Source organism: Ralstonia mojiangensis, from assembly GCF_023955645.1.
GTDB lineage: Bacteria > Pseudomonadota > Gammaproteobacteria > Burkholderiales > Burkholderiaceae > Ralstonia > Ralstonia mojiangensis.
This window is the reverse complement of the sequence record NZ_JAMXHU010000001.1, coordinates 112,078-131,041: the sequence shown is the minus strand read 5'-3', so window position 1 is coordinate 131,041 and position 18,964 is coordinate 112,078. Positions and strand designations below refer to the sequence as shown.

Here is an 18,964-nt window from a genome sequence, read left to right as displayed (position 1 = left end):
ACTCCGGGGTTCTCAGGCGGCCAACGGCGGCATGGGCGCAGACGGCAGCGGCGCAGATTCAGGGCGTAGCGCGAGCTTGAGCACTGCCTGCTCATTGGCCTGCTCGCGCGGCAGTTCGCCGGCGATGCGGCCTTCGCTCATCACGAGCACGCGATCGGCGACGCCGAGGATTTCCGGCAGTTCGCTGGAAATCATCAGCACGGCCACGCCGCGTTCGGCCAGCTCGTACAGCACCTGGTAAATCTCGTTCTTGGCACCGACGTCGATGCCGCGCGTGGGCTCGTCGATGATCAGCACGCGCATGTCGTCTTCCGCCAGCCAGCGCGCCAGGATGGCCTTCTGCTGGTTGCCGCCCGACAGCAGGCGGATCGGCTGCTCGCGGTTGGGCGTCTTGATGCGCAGGCGCGTGATGTAGTGATCAGCCGTCTTCGCTTCCTGCCTGTCATTGACGAACAGGCCGAAGCGACGCTGGTTGCGCCGGCAGCTGATGTTGATGTTTTCCGACACCGAGCGGCAGCCGATGATGCCCTCTTCCTTGCGGTCTTCCGGGCACAGCACGATGCCCTGGCGGATGGCATCGGCCACATCGCGGATGCGGATCGGCGCGCCGTCGAGCGTAATGCTCCCGGCCATCTTGCGATCGGCTCCGTAGATCAACCGCGCCAGTTCCGACCGCCCCGCGCCCACCAGCCCGAACAGGCCGACGATCTCGCCGCGGCGCACGGACAGGCTTGCCGGCTCGGCCAGCTTCGGGCCCACCAGACCATCCACCTGCAAGCGCACGTCGCCCAGCGGCCGCGCGCGGTAATCGAAGATGTCGTCGATCTGGCGGCCGACCATCTGCGCGACCAGCTCGTCGCGCGTAACGTTGGCCATCGATGGGAAATCCGCCACCTTGCGGCCGTCGCGGAAGATCGTGCAGCCGTCGCACAACTCGAAAATCTCATCCAGCCGGTGCGAGATGTAGATCAGCGCACGGCCCTGCGCGCGCAGGTCTTTCACGAGGCGGAACAGGATGTCGGTCTCGCGGATCGACAGCGAACTCGTCGGCTCGTCCAGCGCAATCACACGCGCATCGCGCAGGATCGCCTTGCAGATCTCGACCATCTGGCGCTGGCCGATCGACAGGTGCTTCAGCTTGGCGCGCGGGTCCAGATCGACACCGATGCGGCCGAGGTGCTCGCGCGTCCAGGCCATCGCCTCGCGCTGACGGATAAACCCGCCGCTGGCCGGCAGGTGGCCGAGCAGCAGGTTGTCCATCACCGTCAGTTCGGGCACCGTCTGCAGCTCCTGGTGGATGACGGCAATGCCGGCATCCAGTGCCGCCCGCGTGGTCGGGAACGACGTCGGCTGGCCCTCGACGACGATCTGCCCGCCATCGGGCTGGTAATCGCCGCCCAGGATCTTCAACAGCGTCGACTTGCCCGCGCCGTTCTCGCCCAGCAAGCCGTGCACGCGGCCGCATTCGATGCCAAACGACACATCGGACAGCGCCCGCACACCCGGAAACACCTTGCTGATGCCACGAAACTCAAGAAACGCCGACATGGCAAGTCTCCTTCAACAACGTCATCCGCAAGATCACAGACCCATCTCTTGGCGGACGGCCTTTTCGTTGTCGCGCGTCATCAGGCGGCCGCTGGTCAGGATGAGCGGGTCCGGCGCCTTGTTGTTCTTGATCCACTCGTACATGTTGAGCGAGGTTTCATAGCCATGACGCTTCGGGCTGATCAGCACGGTGCCGAAGAATCCGGTCTTCTCCGGCTTGGCGAACTCGTTGAGCGCCGACTGGCTGCCGCCGATGCCCACACCGATGATGTCTGCCGGCTTCACGCCGTGGCCTTCCGCTGCGCGCACGGCGCCCAGCACGGCTTCGTCATTCAGGCCAAAGGCAATCCAGTGCTTGAACTTCGGGTTCTTGGTCAGGGTGATGTTGGCGGCGTTGAACGCGGCTTCGGTATCGGTCTTGGCCTGCGGGCTGGTCAACACGTTGGCGGCCGGGAAGCCTGCCTTGGTGAGCGCGGCGACGGCGCCGTCGGTGCGCTCCTTGGCAGTCGGCAGCTGGTCATAGGCGATGCGGATGGCGCCCACTTCCGACAGGTTCCAGCCGCGCTTCTTCATCTCCTGCGCGATGGCATCGCCCACCTGCTCGCCGATCTTCGTGGCCGAGATGCCCATGTGCGGCACCGACTCGATCGGCTTGCCGGCACCGTCGACCAAGCGGTCATCCACCGTCATCAGCTTGAGGTTGTTCTGCTTGGCCTTGGCCACGACCGCCGGTCCGAGCTTCACATCGGGCACGCAGATCACGAAACCCTGCGCGTGCTGCGCGCCCAGGTTGTCGATGGCGGTCAGCACTTCGCCGCCGCTGGGCACGCCGATCTTCACCAGCTTGAAGCCCTTTTCCTTGGCGGCCTGGTCTGCGAACTTCCATTCGTCCTGGAACCATGGCTCTTCGGGTTGCTTGACCAGGAAGCCGATCTTCACGTCATCGGCTGCATGGGCAAACACCGAAAGGCCGCCGGCCATGGCGAACAGCGTGGCGGCAGCAATGGCCTTGAATGTCCCGCGTCGTTGTTGTTGCATGTTGTCTCCTTGCGATGCCGTCTTTGCGGCATCTGTTCTGCGTTGGATGAAAGATGAGATGGCGTGGGCGCCCGCTTACGCCACCTTCAAGGTTTTGACCAGACCGCGCTCGCGTGCGATGGCGATCGCGCCGCTGCCGGCCAGGTGTTCCTGCTGTTCACTGCTCGTAACGGTGACCTTGCCTGAGAAGAAATCGTCGTCCGACACCAGCACAGCCAGCGCTTCGCGCAGCAGCGGCTTGCCCGTGATGACGAACTGCGTGCCCGGGTTCATGCGAATCGCGCTGCTGTTCTTGAGCGTGAGCAGATCCGCGCCCAGCACCGCGCCCAGCAGGAAGTTGGCCCGCGCATTACGCTCGTAGATCGTGAACTGACCCAGCGTGCGCACCATGAAACAGGCGCGCCCCAGTCCGATGCTGCTGGCGCTGCGCGCGCCGGACAGCAGCATTTCCGAGTCGACCTCGGTGGCAAAGTCGGAGTCGAGCGCGTCAGCCAGGATGGTGTTGTGCGTGATCACGTGCAGCAGCTCGCCGGCCAGCGTCGTGACACAGCCGGTGATGCGCTGATCCGCGTCCAGATGCACAAACTTCGAGTGCGAACCCGGCAGCACGATCACCGCCGGCTCTGTGATACCGAGGCGCGAAACCAAACCCATGGTCTCGACCTCTTCGCCGCGCATCATGTCCATCGACTCGATGTTGTGCAGACCAAGGTTGTCTACCGGATTGCGCACGCCCGGCACAAACCAGATCGGCTGGGGACAAACCTCGGGGATGGTCGCCTGCACCATCCCCGCCGCCAAGTCGCGCAGGCCGGCCGGCGCCATCAGGTGCGGTACTTCGTGCAGGCCGACGTTGGAGGTGATCATGCCGGACGCCAGCACCAAGTCGACCTGGCTCATACCGAAACCAGCCTTCTGCAGCGCAGCTTCAATGGTGTCCTGCACGCCGCGCTGCAGCGTCGTCCGGTTGCCGGTGATGGCGGTGTCGCGCACGCCAACCTGGCGCGCAGCCTGGCAGAGCGCAACGTCATCGCGCCAGACCGTGACGCGTGTGTTGGTGGTACCGGTATCGATGGTGAGGATGTTCATGCGTGGCATTGCTTGGTGTGACGTGGGACGGGGCCCGGGGTTAAAACCGTTTCATGATCCGCAACGAGCGGCCCGTGGTTGACTTGGAAAGCGCAGCAGGATCATGAGCGGTCTTTTTTAGAACGAGTGAACGATACCGGTGTACGCACCCAGTTGGTTCTTACCCACCGCCGGGTTGTTGTTGGTTGCTTCCACCGAGAAGTTGGCGGTAGCGCTGTTCTGCACCGTGCCGACGCTCGCGTACAGCATCGTGCGCTTGGACAGGTTGTAGTTCGCGCCCGCCATGAACAGATTGGCGTTGCCGCCGCCGTGGTTCACGTTGACGCGATAGGCCGCGCCGATCAGCGTCAGCGCCGGCGTCACTTCGTAGTTGATGCCCAGCCAGTAATGATTGGCCTTGGTCGGGGCGCCCGCTGCCGCATCCGGCGCCGACAGGTTTTCATACGCGGCAAACAGCTTCGCCTTGCCGATGGTGTACGTACCGCCGATCGTCGCTTCCTTCGAGAAATTGAAGATGTCGCTGAACTTGCCATTGCCGTCGCGGATCACGTCGTAGATCGCGCGCACTTCCAGCGGGCCGGCCGTGTAGACGGCAGACACGCCATCGCGGCGGCTGTTCGTGAACGAGCCGGGCTGTTCGCCCAGGCCGGTCTGCAGGCCGATCTGGAAGCCGCCCCAGGTCGGGCTCTGGTATTCGACGACGTTGTTGGCGCCCGGCCAGTTACGTCCACGCACCAGTGTGGCCGAGCCGATGAACTGCTGCCCGGTCGGGTCCAGGAACCAGACGTCGTTGCTGATGAAGAGGTTCTTGCCGGCGGTCAACGTGCCCCAGGTCGGGCTGGACAGGCCGACGTACGAACGGCGGTTGAAGAGCGCGTCGCCGTTGGTTTTGCCCTGGGCCGCGCCAAAGCCGGACTCGAGCCGGAAGAGCGCCTGCAGGCCACCGCCGAGATCCTCCTTGCCCATGAAGCCGAACATGCTCGTGCCCCACTGGTTGTCGGCGGCGCGCCAGAGGCTGCCGCCCGGCGAGGTCGCGGTGGGGGCGACGTTGTTCTGGTAGTCGATGCCGCTGGCAACACGGCCGTACAGCGTGACGTTGGTTTGTGCGAGGGCGGGAGCGGTCCAGCCAGCGAGCGCAAGGCCGCACGCCAGCATCCCGCGAACAGCGGTGGTTCGATTCATGACGTCTCCTGAAATGTTTTTGTAGGCGGGGTCCGGTGCGTCGCGTGGTTTGAGATCGCTGGAGGCACACACCAAGCATCGTCACCGTCCCCAGGCGCATTTGTAGTCGGGCCGCCCTTAACGTGGCAAACTACAAATTCTTCGTTGGACGTTAAATTTTTCTTAACGAGAATGCATGCCACGGCGCCTCCCTCCCCTCAATGCATTGCGCGTCTTTGAAGTTGCGGGCCGCCATTTGAGCTTCAGCCGGGCTGCGGACGAGCTTTGCGTGACCAACGCCGCTGTCAGCCACCAGATCAAGCAGCTCGAAGATCATCTGGGCAAAAAGCTCTTCGCGCGCCGCAACAACCAGCTCACGTTGACAGACGCGGGCGACAACTACCTCCCTCGCGTGCGCGACGCGCTGCGTGCGCTCGAACAAGCCACCGACCTGTTGATGGACACCGCCGATGCGCCGCTGCGCGTGGCTGTGCCGCCAACCTTCGGCGCAAAATGGCTGGTGCCGCGGCTGTACCGGTTCTTCAACCAGCATCCGCACGTGCGTGTCGAAGTCTCGACCGCCGACGTGCAAGACCACGGCCAGTTCGATCTGTGCATCGACGACCGGCAAGTCAACGCGCCCAACCTGCGCGTCGAGTGGTTCACCTCCACCGATTTCTTTCCCGTGTGCAACGCCACGCTGCAGGCGGCTATCCGCATGCCGCAGGACCTCGCCACGCAAACGCTGCTGCACGAGCGCGGCGGCCGCCATCTGGCGCACCATCCAACGTGGCGGCAATGGCTCGACGAGGTCGGTGTGCCCCACATCGATGCCACGCGCGGGCCGGCGTTTTCCGAAGCCCTGATGGCGCTGCAAGCGGCCATTGACGGCCAAGGCGTGGCGCTCGGCCAGGGCATCCTCGTCGAATACGACATCGCCGCCGGACGCCTCATGCGGCCGCTGGCGACCGAAGCCTCTTTGCGCCTGTCGTACTACCTGATCCATCCACACCAGGCGGCGGAGCACGCGGGCTTTGCATTGTTCCGCCAGTGGCTCGTCGATGAAGTTGCGCGCAGCGGCGGCCGGGCGCGCAACCAGCCCCCGGCAAGCGAGGTGTTTTGATTTCTTTTTGATTGTGGCGTGGCGGGCGCTCTACACTAGTCGTCCCTGGCTGCATTGCGCCGAAGAAGGAGCCCGTCATGAGCTTCCCCCGCCCCGCCAACACCCCCTGGCTTGTCCCGTACCTGACCGTGCGCGACGCATCGGCCGCCATCGCCTTCTACCGCAACGCGTTCGGTTTTGATGTGCAGGATGAAATGCACGACCATGGCCGCCCGATCCACGTCGAGATGACCTACCAGGGCCAGCTCATGCTGATGTTTGCGCCCGAAGGCGTCTTTGGCTCCACCGCGAAAGCCCCGGCCGGCGCGGGCTTTGAATGCCCGCAGAGCTTCCACCTGTATTGCGACGATGTCGACACCGTGTATCAGAACGCGCTCGACCAGGGCGCCGCGTCCATCATGGCGCCGCACGATGCCTTCTGGGGCGAGCGCTACGCCGCCGTGCGCGATCCCGACGGTTATCGCTGGGGCCTCGCCTGCCGCCCAGCGGCAGCCTGATCGCTCCATCGCCTGATCGCCTGACCCGATTCACCACAAGGATTGCTGTAATGGGGCTTCCCCGTTTTTTCGTCGATACGCCGCTTGCCCCCAACACCACCGTCACGCTGCCCGAGGCCGTCACGCGCCACATCCACGTGCTGCGGCTGGCCATTGGCGATGACGTCTGCCTGTTCGATGGCTCCGGCAACGAATTTCGTGCTCGGCTCGACGCCATCAACAAGCGCGACGCCGCCGCCAGCCTTGCGGATGCCACACAGCCCGACACGGAGGCCCGCTACGCCATCACCCTCGCGCAAGGCATTGCCGGCGGCGACAAGATGGATTGGCTGATCGAGAAGGCCATCGAACTGGGCGTCAATGCCGTCACGCCGCTGCAGACCGAACGCGGCGTGGTGCGCCTCTCCGGCGAGCGTGCCGCCAAGCGCGTGCAGCATTGGCAGGCACTGGTGCAGGCCGGGTGCGAGCAATGCGGCCGAGCTCGCGTGCCCGTGGTCGCACCGGTCGCCACGCTGCGTGAATGGCTTGCCGCCGCAAAGTCGACCGACGCGCCGCGCGTGTTGCTGTCGCCGCGTGGCACGCAATCGCTCACCCAATGGGCTGTGCAATCGCGCACGCGCATCGAAGGCAGCGGCATCGTCCTGCTGATCGGCCCCGAAGGCGGTCTCTCGGCCGACGAAGAAGCGCTGGCCGAGGCCGCCGGTTTCTTACCGCTGACACTCGGGCGACGTATTCTGAGAACGGAATCGGCGGCGCTTGTTGCCGTGTCCGCGCTGCACGCCGTGCTCGGCGAGTTCTAACTTCTGACGACGAAACACTGACCGTTTGATCCCCCGGCGGGCCTTTCCCCCGTGCCCGCCACTGACCAAAGGAGCTTCATCATGGGTCTACTCGATTCGATTCTCGGCGGCGGCAATGACGCCAGCGGTGCGCAATCGTCCTTGCTGGGCAACAAGAAGGTGCTGCTTGCTGTGGGCGTGCTGGCCTACCTGGCGATGAAGCACAAGTCGCAAGGCGCGGGCGATGCGGCCGCGCCGCAAGGGCAGGAAGATCAGGGCGGCGGCCTGTTCGGTTCGCTGGGTGGCTTGCTAGGTGCAGCAGGCGGCGCCGGCGCGCTGGGCAGCCTGCTCGGCGGCGCTGGCGGAGCGGGTGGCCTTGGCGGTCTGCTCGGCGGTTTGCTCGGCGGCGGCAGCGGCAATGCGGACCAGGCGGCCGTCGGAGGCCTCGGGCCGCTGCAGCAGATCCTGGAGCAAGCCGGCCTGGGCGAACAGGTCAAATCGTGGATCGGCAACGGCCAGAACCTGCCGGTGTCCGGCGAGCAGATTACCCAAGCACTGAGCGACACGGGTGCGCTGGAGGAGGTGTCGAAACTCGCCGCCAACTTCGGCATCAACGAGGGCGATCTCGCCAACCAGCTGGCCGAAGGCCTGCCCGAAGCCGTCAATCACCTCACGCCGCAGGGCGCAGTGCCCGCTGCCTGAACGTCATCGAAGCACAGAGAAAAGCCCGCAATTGCGGGCTTTTTTAACGAGGGCGATCAACCCGCGCCGTAAGCTGTTCGGCCCGCGTCGCGCAGCGCCTGCACCACATGCAACGCCGCGGGAGACAACAACCGGTCCGTGCGCGTGATGATGCCGAAGTCATCCATCTGGCACGGCATCGGCAACGGAAGAATCGCCAGCATCTGATACGACGCGTAGTACTGCGCGACGTCGGCGCCGATCACGGCCAGCATGTCGCTCTGCTCAAGGATCCGCGTCAGGAACAGCAGCGCGGAGGTTTCCACCACGCTGGAAGGCGCTGTCAGGCTCTCCCGCTGGAACATCAGGTCGAACCGGTGACGCAGCACACTGCCGATGGGCGGCACCACCCAGGTGGCCGGCTGCACGTCCGCCAGCGTCAGCGACGGTTCCGCCAGCAGCGGATGTCCCGGCCGCGCCACCGCAACCACCGGCTCGTCGGCCAGAGGCTCGTAGCGCAGGTGCAGCTTGTCGTGCTCGGCAAACAGGCGGCCGACCACCAGGTCGAGCTTGTCTTGCGCCAGGCGTTCCAGCAGCACGTTGCTGCTTTCGATTTCCAGCGACACCCGCAGCCCCGGATGCTCGCGTGTGATCTGCGCTACCACCGGCGGCAACAGCCGCACGCCCGGCGACGTGATGGTGCCCACCGCCACGTGTCCGAGGTGTCCGGCCTTAAGCCCGAGCACTTCCTCCTGGGCCTGGTCCAGGCTGCCGACCACGGCCCGCGCGTGCCGGATCAGCGCATCACCGTACCGCGTGGGCCGCATGCCGCGCGGCATGCGCTCGAACAATTGCACATCCAGCATGGCTTCCAGCTCGCGCAGCAGCTTGGAGGCGGCGGGCTGCGTCATGTTGAGCGCGGCGGCGGCCCGGTGGATGTTGCCCTCCTCGGCCAGCGCAATCAGCAGCAGCAGTTGTCGCGTCTTCAGGCGCGCGCGGACGTACCAGGGGCTGTTCGACATCGGGTCTTCCTCGAAATATCAAATCGGATATCGGTCACGGCCAATATTTCATTGGAAGGATATCAGGGCGCTCCGTACACTCGGTCCGATCAAAAAACCACAACCACACCGGAGACAACGGACGTGCCGCGCGGCCCGCAAGTGCCACGCAGCCGATCGATGCGCGCGCGCCTCGACAACCACGTCCGTGACACACGCACCCATGTCGGAATCGAAACCCAAGCTGCGCTCGGCCCAATGGTTCGGCACCGCCGATAAGAACGGCTTCATGTACCGAAGCTGGATGAAGAACCAGGGCATCCCCGATCACGAATTCGACGGCCGCCCGATCATCGGCATCTGCAATACCTGGTCGGAACTGACGCCGTGCAACGCGCATTTCCGCAAGCTTGCCGAACACGTCAAGCGCGGCATTTACGAGGCGGGCGGGTTTCCGGTGGAGTTTCCGGTGTTCTCCAACGGCGAATCGAACCTGCGCCCGACCGCCATGCTCACGCGCAACCTCGCGGCCATGGATGTTGAAGAGGCGATTCGCGGCAACCCGATCGATGCCGTGGTGCTGCTCACCGGCTGCGACAAGACCACGCCGGCCCTGCTGATGGGCGCGGCAAGCTGCGACGTGCCGGCCATCGTCGTGACGGGCGGGCCGATGCTCAACGGCAAGCTCGACGGCAAGAACATCGGCTCCGGCACGGCGGTGTGGCAACTGCACGAATCGCTCAAGGCGGGCGAGATCGACCTGCATCATTTCCTGTCGGCGGAAGCGGGGATGTCACGCTCGGCAGGCACGTGCAACACGATGGGCACAGCGTCCACCATGGCATGCATGGCCGAAGCGCTCGGCACATCGCTGCCGCACAACGCGGCCATTCCGGCGGTGGACTCGCGGCGCTACGTGCTCGCGCATATGTCCGGCATCCGCATCGTCGAGATGGCGCTGCAAGGGCTGACGCTGTCCAAGATCCTCACGCGCGCCGCGTTCGAAAACGCCATCCGCGCCAACGCAGCCATTGGTGGTTCGACCAACGCCGTGATCCACCTGAAGGCGATTGCCGGGCGCATTGGCGTGCCGCTTGAGCTGGAAGACTGGTCGCGCATCGGCCGGGACACGCCGACCATCGTTGACCTGATGCCCTCGGGCCGCTTCCTGATGGAGGAGTTCTATTACGCGGGCGGCCTGCCGGCGGTGCTGCGCCGACTCGGCGAGGCGAACTTGCTGCCGCATCCCGATGCGCTGACCGTCAACGGCAGGACGCTGTGGGACAACGTCAAGGACGCGCCCATCACCGACGACGAAGTCATCCGCCCACTCACCAACCCGCTGATCGACGATGGTGGGATTCGGGTGTTGCGCGGCAATCTGGCGCCGCGTGGCGCGGTGCTCAAGCCGTCTGCGGCGAGCCCGGAACTGCTCAAGCATCGCGGCCGCGCCGTCGTCTTCGAAAACCTGGAGCACTACAAGGAACGCATCGTCGACGAGTCCCTGGAGGTCGATGCCAGCTCCGTGCTGGTGATGAAAAACTGCGGGCCGAAGGGATATCCGGGCATGGCCGAGGTCGGCAACATGGGCCTGCCGCCCAAGCTGCTGCGCCAGGGCGTGAAGGATATGGTGCGCATTTCCGACGCACGCATGAGCGGCACCGCCTACGGGACGGTGGTGCTGCACGTGGCCCCCGAAGCCGCGGCTGGCGGCCCGCTGGCCGCGGTGCAGGACGGCGACTGGATCGAACTCGACTGCGAGGCCGGCACGCTCCACCTGGACATCTCCCCCGAAGAACTCGCGCGCAGGCTCGCGGCCTACCAGCCCCAGCGTTCGCATGGCGAGGCCGGCGGTTACCAGCGCCTGTACGTCAACCACGTGCTGCAGGCTGACGAAGGCTGCGACCTCGATTTCCTGGTCGGCTGCCGTGGCGCCGCCGTGCCGCGCCACTCGCACTGAGCCGAGGAAAGACCGATGGAAATCTCTCAAACCGCAGGCGCCGTTCCGGCTTCGGCCGATGCATCGGAAGAGCAGCGCATCATCCGCCTGCTCACGCGCAAGCTGATGCCGTTTCTGGCGCTGATCTACGTGGTGGCGTATATCGATCGCTCCGTAGTCGGCTTCGCCAAACTGCACATGAACGCGGCAGTAGGCATCGGTGATGCTGCCTACGGGTTGGGAGCGGGCCTGTTCTTCATTGGCTATTTCCTATGCGAGGTGCCGAGCAACCTGGCACTCGAACGCTTTGGCGCACGCCGCTGGTTCGCGCGCATTCTGTTCACGTGGGGCGTCATCACCATGGCCATGGCGCTGGTCAGCGGCCCGGTCAGCTTCTATGTGCTGCGCTTCCTGCTCGGTGCGGCCGAGGCCGGCCTGTACCCCGGCATTCTGTATTTCCTGACCAAGTGGTTTCCGATGCGCCATCGTGCACGCATCGTCGGCTTGCTGGTGCTGGCACAGCCCGTCGCGCTCATCATCACGGGGCCGATGGCGGGGTGGTTGCTGTCGGTGCCAGGGCTCTTTGGCATGTCGAGCTGGCAAACGCTGTTTGTGGTCAGCGGCCTGCCGGCCACGCTGCTGTGCGTGCCGACGCTGCGTATCCTGCCGGAATCCCCGGCGCACGCACGCTGGCTGCCCGCCGCAGACCGCGCGTGGATCGAGCGCGAGCTGGCCGCAGACCAGGCCGCTTATGCGCTGAAATCGCACGGCAGTCCGCTCAAGGCACTCAAGGATGTGCGGGTGCTGTTGCTGGCGCTGCTGTTTCTGCCGTTTCCGCTGAGCATCTACGGCCTGTCGCTGTGGCTGCCGACGATCATCAAGCAGTTTGGCGTGAGCGATGTCGCCACCGGTCTGCTGTCCGCCGTGCCCTATCTGTTTGCCGTGGTGGGCTTGTACCTGGTGCCGCGCCATTCGGACCGCACGGGCGAGCGTTACTGGCACATCGCCATTCTCTCGGCGCTGGCCGCGCTCGGCATGGCGGGTAGCGCGTGGGTTCAAACGCCCGCGCTGCAATTGGGCTGCCTCTGCCTGTTCGCGTTTTCGGCCTATGCAATCCAGGCCGTGCTGTGGACGCTGCCGGGACAGTTCCTGACCGGCACGAGCGCCGCCGTGGGCATAGCAACCATCAACTCGCTGTCCAACCTGGGCGGTTACCTCGGCCCCTATGGCATGGGCATCCTCAAGAACGCCACAGGCAGCCTGTCTGCCGGTCTGTACTTCCTTGCCGCCGCGCTGGCATTTGCCGTGGTGATGACGTTCATCGTCCGCGCCGTGCTGGGCGCACGCCAGCATCTTTCCTGACACCCGCTCCCGACTTCACGATTTCATGACCCGCAACAGCAAGCCGCGCTACCAAGGCATCTTTCCGGTGGTGCCCACCACGTTCAATGAAACCGGCGAGCTTGACCTCGCCAGCCAGAAGCGCGCGATCGATTTCATGATCGATGCCGGCTCGGATGGTCTGTGCATCCTCGCGAATTTTTCCGAGCAGTTCTCGCTGTCCGACGACGAACGCGAAGTGCTCACGCGCACCGCGCTGGAACATGTGGCTGGGCGCGTGCCGGTGATCGTCACCACGTCGCACTACAGCACCCAGGTCTGCGCGCAACGCAGCCGCCGCGCGCAGGACATGGGCGCCGCCATGCTGATGGTGATGCCGCCCTACCACGGCGCCACCTTCCGCGTGCCGGAAGCGCAGATCTACGAATTCTTTGCGCGCGTGTCGGACGCCGTGGGCATTCCGATCATGATTCAGGATGCGCCGGCCAGCGGCACGGTGCTGTCTGCGGCGTTCCTCGCACGCGTGGCGCGCGAGATCGAGCACGTGGCCTACTTCAAGATTGAAACGCCCGGTGCGGCGGCCAAGCTGCGCGAGCTGATCCGCCTCGGCGGCGACGCCATCGAAGGCCCGTGGGACGGTGAAGAAGCCATCACGCTGCTGGCTGATCTGGATGCCGGCGCCACGGGCAGCATGACCGGCGGCGCGTATCCCGACGGCATCCGGCCAATCATTGAGGCGCACGCGAAGGGGCAGCACGATCTCGCCTTCGATCTGTATCAACGCTGGTTGCCGCTCATCAATCACGAGAACCGGCAGGCCGGCATCCTTGCCGCCAAAGCGCTCATGAAGGAAGGCGGTGTGATTGCCTGCGAGGCGTCGCGCCATCCGTTGCCGCCGATGCATCCGGACACGCGCCGGGGCCTGATCGACATTGCCCGGCGGCTCGATCCGCTGGTCTTGCGCTGGGGCGATAGCCATGCACGGTGAACGCACCCCCGTTTCGATCGGTATTGTCGGCGTCGGCAAGATCGCGCGCGATCAGCACCTGCCGGCGCTTGCCGCAGAGCCCGGATTCGAGCTCGCGGCCTGCGCGAGCCCGCATTCACGCATTGACGGCCTGCCGCACTACACGACGCTCGACGCCATGCTGGCAGACGAACCCGCGCTGCAGGCCGTGTCGTTGTGCACACCGCCGCAGGTGCGATTTGCGCAGGCCCGCGCGGCGCTCGCCGCCGGCAAGCACGTGATGCTGGAGAAGCCCCCGGGCGCCAGCGTGTCGGAAGTTGCGATCCTGGCTGAACTGGCGCGGGAACATCGCAGCACGTTGTTTGCCTCGTGGCACTCGCGCCATGCGCCTGGTGTCGAGGCGGCCCGCGACTGGCTTGCAAGCCGCGCCATCGTCTCGGTCGACGTGCAGTGGAAAGAAGATGTGCGCCGCTGGCACCCGAACCAGGCATGGATCTGGGAACCCGGCGGCCTGGGCGTGTTTGACCCGGGTATCAACGCGCTTTCGATCCTGACCCGCGTGCTGCCGCATGCGTTCTTTCTCACGGCGGCCGACCTGTGGGTGCCTGCCAATCAGCAGACGCCGATTGCCGCCCACCTGGCATTCACCGATGCGTGCGGCACGCCGATCCAGGCGGAATTCGACTGGCGCCATGACGCAGGTGAGCTATGGCAGATCGACGTGGCCACGCGCGACGGCACCTTGCGGCTGGCACAAGGCGGCAAGCAATTGACCATCGACGGCGTTGAGATCGACGTCGGCCCCGAACGCGAATACCCAAGCCTGTACACACGCTTTCTCGAACTGATCGCCAGCGGCGAAAGCGATGTCGATGTCCGCCCGCTTCAGCACGTGGCCGACGCCATGCTGCTCGGTCAGCGCCATCTGATTGATCCGTTCGTGCCGTGAAGCACGCCCGACTCACGTAGTGCCATAAGAGCCATTCCAACGAGGAGACAACCATGCAACGCAAACTTCGCCGCCTGACCCTATCCGCCCTGGCAGCCACCCTGTGCCTGGGGCCGCTGGCCGCCGCCCTGCCCGCCCACGCCGATGAGCCGCTCAAGATCGGCTTCCTGGTCAAGATGCCCGAGCAGGCGTGGTTCATCAACGAACAAAAAGCTGCCACCGCGCTTGGCCAGAAAGACGGCTTTTCGGTGGTGAACATTGGCACGCCCGATGGCGAGAAGGTGCTGTCCGCCATCGACAACCTGGGCGCACAAGGTGCCAAGGGCTTCGTCATCTGCGCGCCGGACGTGCGCCTGGGGCCGGCTATCTCGGCACGCGCCAAGCACTACAACATGAAGTTCGTCACGGTTGACGATCAACTCGTTGACTCGTCCGGCAAGCCGCTGGCCAACGTGCCGCACTTGGGCATGTCGGCATTCAAGATCGGCAACCAGGTCGGACAGGCCATCTCCGACGAGATGAAGCGCCGTGGCTGGAAGCCCGAGGAAGTGGGCGCGCTGCGCATCACCAACTACGAGTTGCCGACCGCCAAGCTGCGCACCGACGGCGCCACGCAGACGCTGCTGGCCGGCGGCTTCAAGAAGGAAAACATCTTCGACGCGCCGCAAAAGACCACCGACGACGCAGGTGGCTTCAATGCCGCGTCGCCGGTGCTGGCACAGCATGCAGGCATCAAGAAGTGGGTCATCTTCGCGCTCAATGAAGAGAGCGTGCTGGGCGGCGTGCGCGCAACCGAGCAGTTGCACATTCCGGCAGCCGATGTGATCGGCGTCGGCATCAACGGCGCCGGCGAGGCGTTTGCCGAGTTCCAGAAGAAGGAGCCGACGGGCTTCTTCGGCACGATTGCGGTCAGCTCGACCAACCATGGCAAGGACAGCGCTGCAAACCTCGTCGATTGGATCAAGACCGGCAAGCAGCCGCCGGCCGATACGCAAACCACCGGCAAGCTGATGGTGCGCGGCAATTGGCAAGACGTCCGCAAGGAACTGGGCATTTGATGCAACACGCGGCGCGGGCCGGTCCCGCGCCCCATGTGCATCCGCAGAGAGCAACCGATGACAGTCCAATCACTTGATGAGAGCGGCCCACTCGACGCTTCCGCTGGCGCCTATCTGAAGCTCGACGGCATCACTGTGCGCTTTCCTGGCGTGCTGGCGCTCGACCACGTCTCGCTCGACATCCGCCGCGGCGAGGTGCACGGCCTGATGGGCGAGAACGGCGCGGGCAAGTCGACGCTGCTCAAGGTGCTGTCGGGCGTCAACCAGCCGGAGGACGGCACGCTGTCGCTCGACGGCGTGCCGCAGCAGTTCACAAACACGCGCGCAGCCATTGCGGCGGGGATCGCGATCATCTATCAGGAACTGCACCTCGTGCCGGAACTGACGGTGGCAGAAAACCTGATGCTCGGCGCGTTGCCCAACCGCTTTGGCGTGCTCGACGAGAAAACGTTGATCGCGCGCGCGCTGCGCGAACTCGAACGGCTGGGCGAGAAGCTCGATCCGGCCCAACCCGTCAAGCATCTGTCGATCGGCCAGCGCCAGATGATCGAGATCGGCAAGGCACTGATGCGCGACGCGCGCGTGATCGCGTTCGACGAACCAACGAGTTCGCTCTCCTCGCGCGAGACGACGCAGTTGTTCCGCATCATTCGCGCGCTCAAGGCCGAGGGCCGTGCGGTCATCTACGTCACCCATCGCATGGAAGAGGTGTATGAACTGTGCGATCGCGTGACCGTGTTCCGTGATGGCCGGCATATCGACACGTTCAACGCCGGCGCGAGCCTCGATCGCGAACGGCTGATCCGCTGCATGGTCGGACGCTCGATCCAGGACGTGTACGGCTACAAGCCGCGCCCACTCGGCGAGGTGAAGGTCGACGTGCGCGGCCTGATGGGGCCTGGCTTGACCGAACCCGCATCGTTCCGCGCGCATGCAGGCGAAATCGTCGGCTTCTTCGGGCTGGTCGGCGCGGGGCGCTCTGAGCTGATGAAGCTGCTCTACGGCGCGGTCAAACCCACAGCGGGCGAGGTTCACCTCAAAGGCAAGCGCGTTCAGTTCAACACGCCGCGCGATGCGGTGCGCGCAGGTGTCGCGCTCTGCCCGGAAGACCGCAAGCAGGAAGGCATCGTCGCGATCGCCTCGGTGTCCGATAACCTGAACATCAGTTGCCGCCGCCACTTCAGCCGCTTCAGCGTGCTGAACAACCGGCAGGAAGCGCGGACCACCAAGTCCTTCATCGACAAGCTCGCAATCAAGACACGCAACGGTGAAACGCCCATCGGCAAGCTGTCGGGCGGCAATCAGCAGAAGGTGATCCTCTCGCGCTGGCTTGCGGAAGACATCGACGTCTTCCTGATGGACGAGCCCACGCGCGGCATCGACGTTGGCGCCCGCAGCGAAATCTACAGCCTGCTCTACGCCCTCGCCGAAGCGGGCCGCACCGTCATCGTCGTGTCGAGCGACCTGGCGGAAGTCATCGGCGTTGCCGACCGCGTGCTCGTCATGAAGCAGGGCCGCATCGTCGGCGATCTGCCCAGAGAGCACGCCTCGCCTGACACCCTCATCAAACTCGCGCTGCCACGTTAGCGCGCGATTCACGCCCTCATGGAAACCGATCCTATGCAAACGCCATCCACCGAATCCGTGCCGGGCGGCCCGCCAATGGCCACCCCCGGCATCCCCAGCCGCGCCGCCCTCACGTGGGAGCTGGTCAACCGATCGGGCATCGTCGTGGTGTTCCTCCTGCTGTTCACCGCGCTGGCGTTCACGGTGCCCGGCTTCGTCAGCAGCCGCAACATCCAGGGCCTGCTGCTCTCCGTCACCTTGATCGGCTCCATCTCGGTCACGATGATGTTCGTGCTCGCGCTCGGCGAGGTGGACCTTTCCGTCGCCTCCATCGTGGCGTTCGCGGGTGTGGTGGCCTCCACGCTCATCACCGCAACCCACAGCGTGGTGCTTGGCGTCGGGGCTGGTGTGCTCGCGGGCGGCCTGGTCGGGCTCGTCAACGGCGTGCTGGTGGCGCGCTACCAGATCAACTCGCTGATCGTCACGCTGGCCATGATGGAAGTCGTGCGCGGCCTCGCCTTCATCACCTCCAACGGCGACGCGGTGATGATTTCCGAAGAGAGCTTCTTCGACCTGGGCGGCGGATCCTTCCTCGGCATTTCATACCCCATCTGGAGCAACATCGTCGGTTTTGCCCTCTTCGGCTTCCTGCTCAAGAAGACGGTGTTCGGCAAGAACGTGCTCGCCGTCGGCGGCAATGAAGAAGCCGCGCTGCTTGCCGGCCTGCCTGTGACGCGCATCAAGATCGCCGTGTTCGTCCTGCAGGGCCTGGTGACGGGTTTTGCGGGCGTGATGCTCGCCTCGCGCATGAGCCTGGGCGATCCGAAAACGTCGGTCGGGCTTGAACTGGGCGTGATCTCTGCCTGCGTGCTGGGTGGGGTTTCGCTCACGGGCGGGGTGGCAACCGTGTCCGGTGTGCTGGTCGGCGTTCTGATCATGGGATCGGTGCAGAACGCAATGAGCCTGATGAACGTGCCGACGTTCTATCAATACCTGATTCGGGGCGGCATTCTGCTGCTGGCGGTGTGGTTCGACCGGATTCGCCGCAACAAGCGGGCGGGCTGACAAACCAGTCAGCACATTCACAAGGCAACAAAAAAGCCCGCATTTGCGGGCTTTTTCATTTCCGGGCCGATCAACCGGCCAAGCGGCCTAGTTGTTCATGCGAACGAATAGAAGACGCGGAACTGGACCTTGCGTTCGCCCCAGAATTCGGCCGCGTCGCGGAATACGTCCAGCAGCACTTCGCGCGCTTCCTTGTCGAACTTGGGCTGGCACGGCAGGCCCTCGAGCACGATGACAAAACCCGGCTGCGGGCCGGCCTTGTAGATCATGTCGGTCAGACAGTCAGCCAAGGCGTCGAAGTTCTTGCCGAAGTGCTTCGGGAACAGGAACTCGCGGGCAATCACGTCGAGCACTTCGCTCTTTGTGGTCGCGGCCGCGCAGTTGGCGTACAGGAAATGCTGGCCAAGGCTGGCCGCCGACTCGGCCAGATCCGCCACGCGAAACGCGCGGATCGACTGCACGATATTCGGACGCACCGTCTTGAACAGGTTCATGGCGTCTTCGCGAGCTCCGTCGTCGTCCGTCTGAGTGTTGTCCTGCGTCATGATGTTCTGCGGTGCGCTTTGAGGCAACTTGGCCGCTCCGCCGACGCGTGCGCCGAGAGCTTGCATCCCAACCACACCGTCGTACAGATTTTGCGCTTTGTGCCACGCCTCGCGGGCCACGCGCTCATCGCGTGCGGTGAGCGAGTCGTCCAGCCCAAACATGTTGGTCGTCATCGCTGTATCCGTTGAAAACTGTTGTAGTGATCTTCCGTGTAGTAGCAATCGTTAGCCGCTTGCTGATTGCCGCCGCAAATAATGCGTCGGGCGCCGCGGTTGCGAGCCCCCCGCGTCTTCACGGTGTACTCGTGGTAATAACCACGCCGCTGCGCAGGCAAACGTCGTTCATAGTTGCCGAACGTGGTGCCATCTTTTGCATAGGGAAACGGGCCGCCCTGCTCAATCAGCGCCAGCGTGCGCTGCGCTTCATTGGGCAGGTCTGCCGGGCGAATGGTTCCCACGGCGGCAGTCATGCCGGTGGTGTCCCGCGCAAGCGCATTGACCGGCAAGCCGGTCACCGACAACGCAAGCGTTGCCGCCAGCGCGCCACGCGCCATCGCCTGAGATACGGAGCGGCCGATCCACGCTCCAAGTCGCTTTGTCATCAGCAGGCCCTAACG

18 protein-coding genes are annotated in these 18,964 nt (G+C 64.8%); 11 read left to right on the top strand and 7 right to left on the bottom strand.

What is annotated here, in order from left to right; translation table 11 throughout:
- Window positions 1–12 precede the first annotated feature (12 nt).
- From araG (NG898_RS00590) to NG898_RS00575, 4 genes are all read right to left on the bottom strand, one after another.
- On the bottom strand, window positions 13–1,548 hold the full coding sequence (gene araG, locus NG898_RS00590) for an L-arabinose ABC transporter ATP-binding protein AraG (protein ID WP_252690658.1): 1,536 nt from the start codon (window positions 1,546–1,548) through the stop codon (window positions 13–15).
- 33 nt (window positions 1,549–1,581) lie between these two features.
- Window positions 1,582–2,586 carry an arabinose ABC transporter substrate-binding protein gene (locus tag NG898_RS00585; protein ID WP_392398006.1) on the bottom strand — a complete coding sequence of 335 codons (1,005 nt, stop codon included), beginning with the start codon at window positions 2,584–2,586 and terminating at the stop codon, window positions 1,582–1,584.
- Between the two features lie 75 nt (window positions 2,587–2,661).
- Entirely contained in the window at window positions 2,662–3,675 is a 1,014-nt protein-coding gene (locus NG898_RS00580; protein WP_252690657.1) for a 2-dehydro-3-deoxygalactonokinase, read from the bottom strand.
- A 117-nt stretch (window positions 3,676–3,792) separates the two neighbouring features.
- On the bottom strand, window positions 3,793–4,857 hold the full coding sequence (locus NG898_RS00575) for a porin (protein WP_252690656.1): 1,065 nt from the start codon (window positions 4,855–4,857) through the stop codon (window positions 3,793–3,795).
- Between the two features lie 175 nt (window positions 4,858–5,032).
- Here NG898_RS00575 and gcvA point away from each other — a divergent pair, with 175 nt between their 5' ends.
- The 4 genes from gcvA to NG898_RS00555 all read left to right on the top strand — a co-directional run bounded on the left by gcvA (window position 5,033) and on the right by NG898_RS00555 (window position 7,937).
- On the top strand, window positions 5,033–5,959 hold the full coding sequence (gene gcvA, locus NG898_RS00570; protein ID WP_252690655.1) for a transcriptional regulator GcvA: 927 nt from the start codon (window positions 5,033–5,035) through the stop codon (window positions 5,957–5,959).
- Window positions 5,960–6,036: 77 nt separating this feature from the next.
- A complete protein-coding gene (locus tag NG898_RS00565; RefSeq protein ID WP_004632896.1) occupies window positions 6,037–6,456 on the top strand; it encodes a VOC family protein in 420 nt (139 codons plus the stop codon).
- A gap of 50 nt (window positions 6,457–6,506) precedes the next feature.
- On the top strand, window positions 6,507–7,256 hold the full coding sequence (locus NG898_RS00560) for a 16S rRNA (uracil(1498)-N(3))-methyltransferase (RefSeq protein ID WP_252690654.1): 750 nt from the start codon (window positions 6,507–6,509) through the stop codon (window positions 7,254–7,256).
- A gap of 81 nt (window positions 7,257–7,337) precedes the next feature.
- Entirely contained in the window at window positions 7,338–7,937 is a 600-nt protein-coding gene (locus NG898_RS00555) for a YidB family protein (protein ID WP_252690653.1), read from the top strand.
- 56 nt (window positions 7,938–7,993) lie between these two features.
- Here NG898_RS00555 and NG898_RS00550 read toward each other — a convergent pair whose 3' ends face one another.
- Complete coding sequence (locus NG898_RS00550) at window positions 7,994–8,938, bottom strand: LysR family transcriptional regulator (protein WP_252690651.1); 945 nt, start codon at window positions 8,936–8,938, stop codon at window positions 7,994–7,996.
- Between the two features lie 202 nt (window positions 8,939–9,140).
- Between NG898_RS00550 and NG898_RS00545 the strand changes: the two genes are divergently transcribed.
- Genes NG898_RS00545 through araH form a run of 7 tightly spaced genes read left to right on the top strand, consistent with a single transcriptional unit; the run spans window position 9,141 to window position 17,802 of the window.
- The gene (locus tag NG898_RS00545) at window positions 9,141–10,877 is read left to right on the top strand and encodes an IlvD/Edd family dehydratase (protein WP_252690649.1); all 1,737 of its coding nucleotides are present in this window, start codon (window positions 9,141–9,143) and stop codon (window positions 10,875–10,877) included.
- A gap of 15 nt (window positions 10,878–10,892) precedes the next feature.
- Entirely contained in the window at window positions 10,893–12,218 is a 1,326-nt protein-coding gene (locus tag NG898_RS00540) for an MFS transporter (RefSeq protein WP_252690647.1), read from the top strand.
- 25 nt (window positions 12,219–12,243) lie between these two features.
- On the top strand, window positions 12,244–13,185 hold the full coding sequence (locus tag NG898_RS00535; protein WP_252690646.1) for a dihydrodipicolinate synthase family protein: 942 nt from the start codon (window positions 12,244–12,246) through the stop codon (window positions 13,183–13,185).
- Window positions 13,175–14,113 (top strand): Gfo/Idh/MocA family protein, encoded by a 939-nt coding sequence (locus NG898_RS00530; protein ID WP_252690644.1) that lies wholly within the window; start codon window positions 13,175–13,177, stop codon window positions 14,111–14,113. The genes NG898_RS00535 and NG898_RS00530 overlap by 11 nt, the downstream gene beginning before the upstream one ends.
- Before the next feature lie 53 nt (window positions 14,114–14,166).
- On the top strand, window positions 14,167–15,171 hold the full coding sequence (locus NG898_RS00525; protein WP_252690642.1) for an arabinose ABC transporter substrate-binding protein: 1,005 nt from the start codon (window positions 14,167–14,169) through the stop codon (window positions 15,169–15,171).
- Between the two features lie 57 nt (window positions 15,172–15,228).
- Window positions 15,229–16,758 (top strand): L-arabinose ABC transporter ATP-binding protein AraG, encoded by a 1,530-nt coding sequence (gene araG, locus NG898_RS00520; protein WP_252690641.1) that lies wholly within the window; start codon window positions 15,229–15,231, stop codon window positions 16,756–16,758.
- Window positions 16,759–16,791: 33 nt separating this feature from the next.
- Window positions 16,792–17,802, top strand: a complete 1,011-nt coding sequence (gene araH, locus NG898_RS00515) for an L-arabinose ABC transporter permease AraH (RefSeq protein ID WP_252690640.1) — start codon at window positions 16,792–16,794, stop codon at window positions 17,800–17,802.
- A gap of 95 nt (window positions 17,803–17,897) precedes the next feature.
- Here araH and NG898_RS00510 read toward each other — a convergent pair whose 3' ends face one another.
- Window positions 17,898–18,521 carry a barstar family protein gene (locus tag NG898_RS00510; RefSeq protein WP_252690638.1) on the bottom strand — a complete coding sequence of 208 codons (624 nt, stop codon included), beginning with the start codon at window positions 18,519–18,521 and terminating at the stop codon, window positions 17,898–17,900.
- A complete protein-coding gene (locus tag NG898_RS00505) occupies window positions 18,518–18,949 on the bottom strand; it encodes a ribonuclease (RefSeq protein WP_252690636.1) in 432 nt (143 codons plus the stop codon). Before NG898_RS00505 ends, NG898_RS00510 begins: the two co-directional genes overlap by 4 nt.
- Window positions 18,950–18,964: the final 15 nt, after the last annotated feature.